General features: G+C 68.2%; 8 protein-coding genes and 1 pseudogene. 5 read left to right on the forward strand and 4 right to left on the reverse strand.

Translation table 11 applies throughout. The annotated features are described in order from the left end of the window. Positions 1-390 precede the first annotated feature (390 nt). Entirely contained in the window at positions 391-1161 is a 771-nt protein-coding gene (locus tag ACFWV8_RS37745; RefSeq protein ID WP_384214989.1) for a GntR family transcriptional regulator, read from the reverse strand. A gap of 161 nt (positions 1162-1322) precedes the next feature. Here ACFWV8_RS37745 and ACFWV8_RS37750 point away from each other — a divergent pair, with 161 nt between their 5' ends. The 4 genes from ACFWV8_RS37750 (at position 1323) to ACFWV8_RS37765 (ending at position 4848) form a co-directional block, all read left to right on the forward strand. Beyond that, positions 1323-1685 (forward strand): hypothetical protein, encoded by a 363-nt coding sequence (locus ACFWV8_RS37750; RefSeq protein ID WP_384214991.1) that lies wholly within the window; start codon positions 1323-1325, stop codon positions 1683-1685. Then, the gene (locus ACFWV8_RS37755; protein WP_384214995.1) at positions 1685-2974 is read left to right on the forward strand and encodes an FtsK/SpoIIIE domain-containing protein; all 1290 of its coding nucleotides are present in this window, start codon (positions 1685-1687) and stop codon (positions 2972-2974) included. Before ACFWV8_RS37750 ends, ACFWV8_RS37755 begins: the two co-directional genes overlap by 1 nt. Continuing rightward, positions 2971-3165: a hypothetical protein gene (locus ACFWV8_RS37760; RefSeq protein WP_384214999.1), complete on the forward strand. Its 195-nt coding sequence runs from the start codon at positions 2971-2973 to the stop codon at positions 3163-3165. The genes ACFWV8_RS37755 and ACFWV8_RS37760 overlap by 4 nt, the downstream gene beginning before the upstream one ends. Before the next feature lie 279 nt (positions 3166-3444). Next, the gene (locus ACFWV8_RS37765; protein ID WP_384215002.1) at positions 3445-4848 is read left to right on the forward strand and encodes a replication initiator; all 1404 of its coding nucleotides are present in this window, start codon (positions 3445-3447) and stop codon (positions 4846-4848) included. Between the two features lie 127 nt (positions 4849-4975). On the opposite strand, the gene ACFWV8_RS37770 is transcribed toward ACFWV8_RS37765, so the two are convergent. From ACFWV8_RS37770 to ACFWV8_RS37780, 3 genes and pseudogenes are all read right to left on the reverse strand, one after another. Beyond that, positions 4976-6400, reverse strand: a complete 1425-nt coding sequence (locus ACFWV8_RS37770; protein WP_384215005.1) for a recombinase family protein — start codon at positions 6398-6400, stop codon at positions 4976-4978. A gap of 43 nt (positions 6401-6443) precedes the next feature. Beyond that, positions 6444-7184: pseudogene (locus tag ACFWV8_RS37775) on the reverse strand (EamA family transporter); the annotation flags it as partial. Beyond that, positions 7181-7690: a YbaK/EbsC family protein gene (locus ACFWV8_RS37780; RefSeq protein WP_329386646.1), complete on the reverse strand. Its 510-nt coding sequence runs from the start codon at positions 7688-7690 to the stop codon at positions 7181-7183. The gene ACFWV8_RS37780 and the pseudogene ACFWV8_RS37775, both read right to left, overlap by 4 nt. 155 nt (positions 7691-7845) lie before the next feature. Here ACFWV8_RS37780 and ACFWV8_RS37785 point away from each other — a divergent pair. Beyond that, positions 7846-8305 (forward strand): VOC family protein (locus tag ACFWV8_RS37785; RefSeq protein ID WP_384215007.1); only part of this gene is annotated, 460 nt, incomplete at its 3' end.

Raw genomic sequence — 8305 nt, forward strand, 5'->3', positions numbered from 1 at the left:
TCCACGGCCGCCGCCCTCGACACGGACACGCGGGTACGACCCGCTACTCTTCTTCACCTGGAGAGTGCTTCTTTCCTTGCAGCTGACAGGACCCTAGACAAGTCCCATCGTTGCAGGTCAGCAGCACTCTCCATTTATTTGATCAAGACTCGGACAGACCCACTCGCGAAAGCGCGAGGCTAAAGCCGTGGAGCCGGCCGCTCCAGCCACAGAGGGTTTCTCCCCACCGCTGGCGTTCGCTTCGGTCGCGCGACCGGCGGAGCCGGGGCCCGGAGCGGGGCGGAGACAGGAGCGGCGGGGCCCGGCGGTGAGCCGGGGAGCGCGCGGCGAGCGGAGCGAGGCGCCTTGAGTAAGTGAAGACAGGTTTCGACAGTTCGCCGGGTGCTCGGTTCAGACGGCGTGGAGTTTGCGGGGGCTGTCGGCGGTGATGCGGTAGGCGAGTTGGGTGCGGTCGGCGCCTGTGCGGAGTTCTTCGAGGATCAGTGGGTGGTGGTCGTTGCCGTGGGTGGTGCGGGTGGTGTGGATGATCGGGGTTGCGTCGGGGGTCTGGAGTGCGGTGCGTTCGTCGGGCAGGGGCATGCGGGCGCTGACGGTTTCGTGCCAGGTGAGTGTGTGGCCGGCTTTGGTGAGGATGGCGTAGATCTGTTCCGGTTCGGTGTCCGGGGCTTCGGCGAGCTGCTTCGCCTGGTCTGCGGTGGCGAACGGGATGAGGGTGCGGTGCAGTGCGCGGGTCTCGGTGTCAGGGTCGGTCAGTAGTCGGTCGACGGCGAACAGCGCTTCTCCTTGGTCCAGTTCGAGCAGCGGGCCTGTGCTGGCCGTTGTGGTGGTGCGGTAGACGGTCGGGGCCTCGGCCTGTTGCCATTGGTGGTGGCCGGTGCGGAAGGTTTTGCCGCTGCGGGTGATGGTCCGTTCGATGGTGACCGCTGGGGCGGGGACGGCGCGGACGTAGCTGCCCTTGCCGTGGATGACCTCGATGAGCCCTTCTGCGCGCAGTGCGGCGATGGCTTTGCGTACGGTGGGCCGGCTGACCTTGTAGCGGTCGATGAGCTGGGCTTCTGAGGGGAGCGGGGCTCCGGGTGTGTATTCGCCTGCGGTGATGCCGCTGCGGATCTCGGCGGCAACCTGCTGGTACAGCGCACCGGGTCGCTGGATCTCTCCCATGGCGGGCTCTCCTCGTCACCTGTTGTGGATCATCATGACGTGAGCTGACGTCACTCGTAAGCATAAGTTGTTGCGCTTCTCGGTCAAGGCATGCACACTCTCCACTCGTAAGTACGAGTGACATCACGTGATGTCTTGATGGTTGAGGAGGCCCCACCTTCATGCAGTCCATACCTGTGGACACATCCCGGCTGGGCGTACTGCGGTGCGCTGTCGGGCCGGAACCCAAGATCGCGGATTTCGAGACCAAGGAGGTCAAGAGGGACAAGGAGGGCAACACCATCTACAGCGTCGCCGTGACGGTGCGCCAGGAAGGGCGCCGGGTCTCGGTGATCGAGATCTCTGTCACCGGAGAGCCCAAGGGGGTTGTCGAAGGCGCGGAGGTACGCGTGACCGGCCTCGACGCCTTCTCCTGGGCCATGGGCGACCGGCACGGAATCAGCTTCCGCGCCGCCGCCATCACCCCCGTCCCCGCCAGCGGTGCAACGGCAACAGGACCTGCCGGCAAGGGGAGTGGGGCCTGATGGGACCGATCCTGCTCGCCTTCTGCCTCGCCCTGCTGGCCTGGCTGCTGGTCGTCGGCAAGGAGGTGCAACAGCGGCGACCGGACTGGCACTGGTACCTCACCGGCTACCCCCGCACCGCCCTGCGGGTGATACTCACCTGGCGCAAGGTCGCTTACGTCAACGGCCTGACGGTCTCCCACAAGCCCAACCACCACATCGTGGGCGGCTTAGCCGTCAGGGGTGAACCACTGCGAACCCTCACGCCGCGCTGCTCCTTCCCCCGCCCCACACCGAACGGTCTGGAACTGACCGTCCGACTCCGAGCAGGGCAGACGCCGGCCCCCTTCCTGGCGGCGGCCGACGCCTTCGCCCATTCATGGCGCATGCACGCGGTACGCGTCGTCTCACCGGAACGCGGCCTGGTCCTCATCACGGCCACGGCAAACGACCCCTTGGAGCATCCCGGCCGTCCGGCCGTGACGGCACCGGTCGCTCTGCTGTCGGCGGTGGTCGGAGCCCTGGAGAGCGGACGGGCCTGGGTCATGGACTTCCGGCAGGTCCCGCACTGGCTGATCGTCGGCGCGACACAGTCCGGCAAGTCCACCCTGATCGCCCGGCTCGTCACCCAACTCGCCCCGCAACTGGTCGCCCTGGTCGGCATCGACTGCAAGGGCGGCATGGAACTAGGCCTCGTCGAATCGCGCCTGTCGGCCCTGGCCACCTCCCGCAGCGAAGCCGTCACCATCCTCGGCCACCTCGTCACCGACATGCAGGGACGCATGCAGAGCTGCCGTGCGGCGGGCGCCCGGTCGATATGGGACCTCCCCGAGAAATCCAGGCCCGTACCGGTGGTGGTCATCGTGGACGAGCTGGCAGAGCTGTACCTGACCAACGGCAGCAAAGAGCAGCGGGCAGAGGCCGAGCAGTGCTCGACCTACCTCCTGCGACTCGCCCAACTCGGCGCGGCGCTCGGTGTTCATCTGGTCGTGGCCGGCCAACGCGTCGGCTCCGACCTCGGCCCCGGAGTCACCGCGTTGCGGGCCCAGTTGAGCGGCCGTATCTGCCACCGCGTCAACGACCCCGGAACAGCGGAAATGGCGCTCGGCGACCTCAACAAAGACGCCGTGGTGGTCGCCCAGTCGATCGGCGAGACGGAACAGGGCGTCGCGGTCACCTCGGGGGACTTGGGCGGCTGGATGCGTGGTCGGTCCCATCTCACGACTCCCGCAGAAGTACAGGAAACGGCGGCAGAGTTCGCCCACCTGACCCCGCTTCTGACGCACCTGAACGGAGGCACCGCCGCATGAGTGAGTCCGTCGCACTGCCGCTGATGCTCATCTTCGGACTGGCCACCGTGCTCCTGGTCCGCTCCCGCGAGGTGCGGTGGTGGGAAGCCGTACTGATCACTCTGTTTGGGATGTACCTGGGTCAGACGCCGGTGCTCTTCACCGCAGATGGCCTCGTGAATTGGTTCCTGTCCGGCTTCACCCACACCTGAGTACTGGGAGGGACCAGACGATGCCCATGCGCCGTGTCCGCTGCCCGATCTGTAAGGGCGAGCGCTACCGCAAGACCCGTACCGGCCACCGGCGGCGCTGCCGCTGCTGCCGGGGCACCGGCACCATCCGCTGAACCGCACCCAGCACGCCACCTACGCACCGGGAGTGATCTCCATGGACGAATCCCACCCAACCGCCACTGTCCGTGCCGCTATGGCGGCCCACCCCGGGAGGTCGCCACCATCCCCGCCGAGAATCCCTCGGCTGACAGACGCGCCGTGCTCAACCGCGCGGCGCGTCTGCGTCAGCTCTCCGAAACCGACCAAGACCTGATCCGCCTCGCCCAAGACCCCCAGTTCGGCCGGTGGCTGGAGCAAGTGAGCGCTACCGGCGGCTGCGCCCACCCGATCCAGCTCACCGGATCGACCACCACCCGCGACGCTGGCACCGGCGAAGTCCTGCACCACTACGACACCACCACAGAACCCGGCGAACGGCTGCTGATCCGCTGCCGCAACCGCCGCGCCACCGTCTGCGCCCCCTGCTCCCGCATCCACGCGGGCGACACCTTCCACCTGGTCCGCGCCGGACTCGTCGGCGGCAAGTCCGTACCGGCGGACGTGCGGGAACGGCCCCGGCTGTTCCTCACCCTGACGGCCCCCTCCTTCGGCGCCGTCCACCGCGCCACCGCAGACGGCGAACGATGCCGACCCCGCCGTCACGCCGACCCGTGCGAGCACGGACGCTCACCCGGCTGCCCGGCCACCCATGACGCAACCGATCCGCTCGTCGGGCAACCGCTCTGCCCCGGCTGCTACGACTACCCGGCCCACGTCCTGTGGCACGCCTACGCCGGACGTCTGTGGAAGGCGTTCACGGACAACCTCTACAACCACCTCGCCGCCCGCACCGGACGCAGCCGCAGCGGCCTGCGGCGCAACGTGCGCATCTCCTACGCCAAAGTCGCCGAGTACCAGAAGCGCGCGGCTGTCCACGTCCATGCCGTGGTCCGTCTCGACGGCGCACACGGGCCCAATACCCCGCCCCCGGCCTGGGCGACCGCCGAAGTCCTCGCCGCCGTGGCACGCACCGCTGCGGCGGCCGTACGACTCCACACCCCGCACAGCCCAGCCCTGGGCGAACACGAACTGCGCTGGGGCGCCCAACTCGACGCCCGGCCCCTCCGCGCCTTCAGCGGCCGCGAGGGACTCGCCGACGACGCCGTAGCCGCCTACGTCGCCAAATACGTCACCAAGGGCGCCGCCGACACCTCCGCCGGCCTCGACCACCCGATCACCGGCCCCAACGACATCGCCGCGGCACGGCTGCCAGCTCACCTACGCATCCTCATGGGCACCTGCTGGCGACTCGGCGGCCTCCCCGAACTGGAACACCTCCACCTCCACGCCTGGGCCCACACCCTCGGATACCGGGGCCACATCCTCACCAAGTCCCGTGCCTACTGCACCACTTACGGCGCCCTGCGCGCCGAACGCGCCGACCATGAACGGGCCGCACCCGATTACGCCGACGAACCCGACGCGATCACCGATGCCCACTGGCGATACGTCGGCTCCGGCCACACCCCCGGCGCTGCCCTCATCGCCGCAGGCATCGCCGAAGACCATGCCCGGAACCGCGAGATCTCCCGCGAAGAGATCAACCGATCGGCGGTGGACTGATGGCGCGGCAGAATCCTGAGAAGTGGAGACGCGCCGTTGAACGAGAAGCGGCGAAGATCCCCAAACGCATAGGGCCGAGGAGCGCTGCACGCCTGGCACGGCTCCTCGGCCCTGGTCCGGTTGATCGCTAGGGGAGCGGGTTCGGCTTGACCTCGACGCGGTCAGTGTCGAACCCGCGGCCCCGAGTCTTGGGCGGGTGCACGATCACAGCGGAGAACAGGAACCGATGGATGGCGTTCATCCGGGCATAGTCCTCCCGCCTCTCCAGCTCAGCCCAGTTCGCCTCGGCATCCGGTCCCGCGATGCCTTCGAGCACGATGAGAGGCCGCTGAACGGTCTTGCGCTGACGCTCCTTGATCCTCTTGAGGATGACGGCGCGCATCGACTGGTACTCGCTCATCGAGAAGTCGTCATCAGCAAGCCAGAGTTGATTCAGTTCCTTGAGCTTCTGCTGGTCCTTCTCTTCGGCCTGTACATCGGCCTCCGGGCGTACCGTGCTGACGAGTGGGCGGCCGGATACATCGATCTCGGTAAGCCCCTTGATCGCGACCTCTTTCATGAACTTCTCCAGCGGCCCCGCGGATACGGAACGACCGCACTTCTGCTCGCCGTTCAACGCTGCTCGGGTGCATCGGTAGTACGCGTACCTACCGCCGTTCGTACCAGCCATGCGCATTCCGCACGTGCACGTGGCTACTCCACGCAGGAGGTAGTACCGATTGGGTCGCGTGCGCTCCTTCTCGATGCGCGCGGCCCGGTGCTTCCGGTGCTGCTGTACTTCGTCCCACTGCCCACGGTCGATGATGGCGGGCCACGAGCCCGGCCCTACCTCCTCGCCCTGGTGAATACGGATGCCGGCGACGTAGTTGGAGGACAGAAGGTGTCGTACGTTCTCCGCCTCCCACTGCTTCCCTTTGGACGTGGGGATCTTGCGCGTGTGGAGATCCTGAGCGATGGCGGTGGGTGACTCCCCGTCCAGGTAACGGCGGTAGACCTCCCGCACGATCTCGGCTTCCTCCTCGATGACTGCCTGTCCACTCTTGGTGTATCCGTACGGGCGATTGCCGATATGCGGTGTGCCTGCCTTGGCCATGTCCTTGAACGCGTCTTTGAGCCGTCGTGAGGTGTCATCCGATGAGCGGCACGCGTGCGCGACCTCGATGCGCAGAATGAAACGGTCGTCGGGGTCGGACAAGTCGCGCCGGTTGGCCTCACCGTGTAACAGGACGCGTTTGTCGTCGGCTATGGACAACAGTTCTTCAAGATCCTTCGGCTGTCGCATCAGCCGGTCCGGGTGGTAGACGATCACGTGTCGGATCGTGCCCTCGCTCATGGTCTTGAGCATGTCGTCCCACCCTGGACGCTTGCGGTTGCGCTGCCAGGCTGAGCGGTTGTTGTCCACGTAGACGTGTTCCGGTGCGATGCGCAATTGAAGCCGCTCGGCGATCTCGCGGCAGATGCGTTCCTGTCGGTCGACGCCCGTCTGATCGTCGTCCCTCACGTGCGAGATCCGGCAGTAGATCGCTGCGTCCTCGCCGGGCGTGATGGTCACCTTGCTCCTAGATCGGCTCATGACAAATACGGTATGAGCAAGGCATGAGTGACGATTCCCGCAGCGCCGCGATCGGGGCGAGGGGTGCGCGGGTTTGGGCCCAGAGCACCAGGGCGTACGCCCCGACCGACAGCAGCGCGCCCAGCAGGCCGAGTCGTGCGTGTGGGCGTAGCAGGGGGAGGAGGGTGCCGCGGTGGGTGTGCAGGGTGTAGAGCGGGATCAGGGAGCCCTGGAGGATCATCAGCCAGCCGATGTAGCCGAGAGGGGTTCCCGATTCGCGTACGCCCACCCCGTCCACGACGGTGTACGCGGCGATCGACACCCCCGTCGCCAGCGCGGCCAGCAGCGCGGGCCACTGCGGCTTCGTCTCCGTGCTCCGCATGCCCCACAGGGCCACGCCGACGAGCCCCGCCGACGCCACGGCCACGCCCGTCGCCTGCCAGCGGTCCAGCGACTCGCCCACGAAGACCGCCGCCAGGACGGTCACCAGGAGCGGGGCCGTGCCGCGCGCGATCGGGTACATCTGGCCGAAGTCGCCGAGGCTGAACGACCGCATCAGCAGCGCCTGGTAGCCGACGTGCAGCACGGCGGACGCGATCAGATACGGCCACGCGCCGGCGGCCGGGACGGGCGCGAAGCAGACGAGGACCGCGCCGAGCAGGGCGCCGCCGCCGGAGATCAGGGTGAAGGCGACCAGCTGGTCCTTGATGGTGTGTGCGATGGCGTTCCAGGTGGCGTGCGTGACCGCCGCCAGGAGAACGGCGGCTGCGACGGCCGGCGTCACGCCATGCGCTCGCGGACGTCCACGAGGGTGCCGCCCGCGTACGAGACCACGCTCTTGGGATCCATCGGGAACACCGTGTGCGGGGTGCCGGCCGCCGCCCACACCACGTCGTGGTCCAGCAGTCCCCGGTCGGCCAGCACGCGCGTCCTGGTGCGGTGGCCGAAGGGCGGTACGCCCCCGATCGCGTAGCCGGTGGTCTCCCGTACGAGATCGGCCCGCGCCCGTGTGACCTTTCCGGCGCCCAACTCCTCCCGTACACGCTCCACATCGACGCGCGAGGCGCCGTCCATCAGTACCAGGACCGGCACGCCGTCGGCCTCGAAGATCAGCGACTTGACTATCTCGCTGAGCCCGCAGCCGATGGCGGCGGCGGCCTCGGCCGCCGTACGGGTGGCGTCGGGGAAGGTGCGGACCTCGCCGACGAGGTCGTCGATGCCCAGTTCGCGCAGGGCCTGGACGAAACGGGGATGGGCCGGGGTGTCAGGCGTGCCGCCGGGGTCGGTCATGACGGGCACGCTAGCGCCACGGGCCCGGGGGGTGCCAACACGTTCGGATCGCGGACCGATCCTGTCCGCCAGGGATGTCAGGGTGTCCACCGGGAGTTGAGCCACCCTCTCTCCGAGGTCGCCTGCGACGAACCCTCGATGAACGGAGCGAACCGATGAGCCGCCACATCCAGATCACCTTCGACGCCCACGACCCCCGCGCCCTGTCGGCCTTCTGGCGCGAGGTCATGGGCTACGTCCACCCCGCCCCGCCCGGGGTCGATCTGCCCGAGGGCGCCGACCCGCTGGCCGCGTGGGACGACTTCCTCGCGCGGGTCGGCGTACCGGAGGAGGAGCGCAACACGAGGTCGGCCCTGGAGGACCCGGAAGGGCAGGGCCCGCGCCTGTTCTTCCAGCAGGTGCCCGAGGACAAGGTCGCCAAGAACCGCGTCCACCTCGACGTCCGGGCGGCCCCGGGGCTGGAGGGGGACGAGCGGATGGCGGCGCTGGAGGCCGAGTGCGAACGGCTCGTGGCGCTGGGAGCGACGCGGCTGCGCCGCGACGAGCCCGCGCCCCCGATGAACACCGGCTACATCGTGATGCGGGACCCGGAGGGCAACGAGTTCTGCTTGGACT

The organism is Streptomyces sp. NPDC058665 (assembly GCF_042714995.1).
GTDB lineage: Bacteria > Actinomycetota > Actinomycetes > Streptomycetales > Streptomycetaceae > Streptomyces.

Excerpts from the sequence above, each read along its gene's own strand:
- ACFWV8_RS37745 (WP_384214989.1), bottom strand. The coding sequence starts at position 1,161 with ATGGGAGAGATCCAGCGACCCGGTGCGCTGTACCAGCAGGTTGCCGCC.
- ACFWV8_RS37755 (WP_384214995.1), top strand. The coding sequence starts at position 1,685 with ATGGGACCGATCCTGCTCGCCTTCTGCCTCGCCCTGCTGGCCTGGCTG.
- ACFWV8_RS37760 (WP_384214999.1), top strand. The coding sequence starts at position 2,971 with ATGAGTGAGTCCGTCGCACTGCCGCTGATGCTCATCTTCGGACTGGCC.
- ACFWV8_RS37750 (WP_384214991.1), top strand. The coding sequence starts at position 1,323 with ATGCAGTCCATACCTGTGGACACATCCCGGCTGGGCGTACTGCGGTGC.
- ACFWV8_RS37780 (WP_329386646.1), bottom strand. The coding sequence starts at position 7,690 with ATGACCGACCCCGGCGGCACGCCTGACACCCCGGCCCATCCCCGTTTC.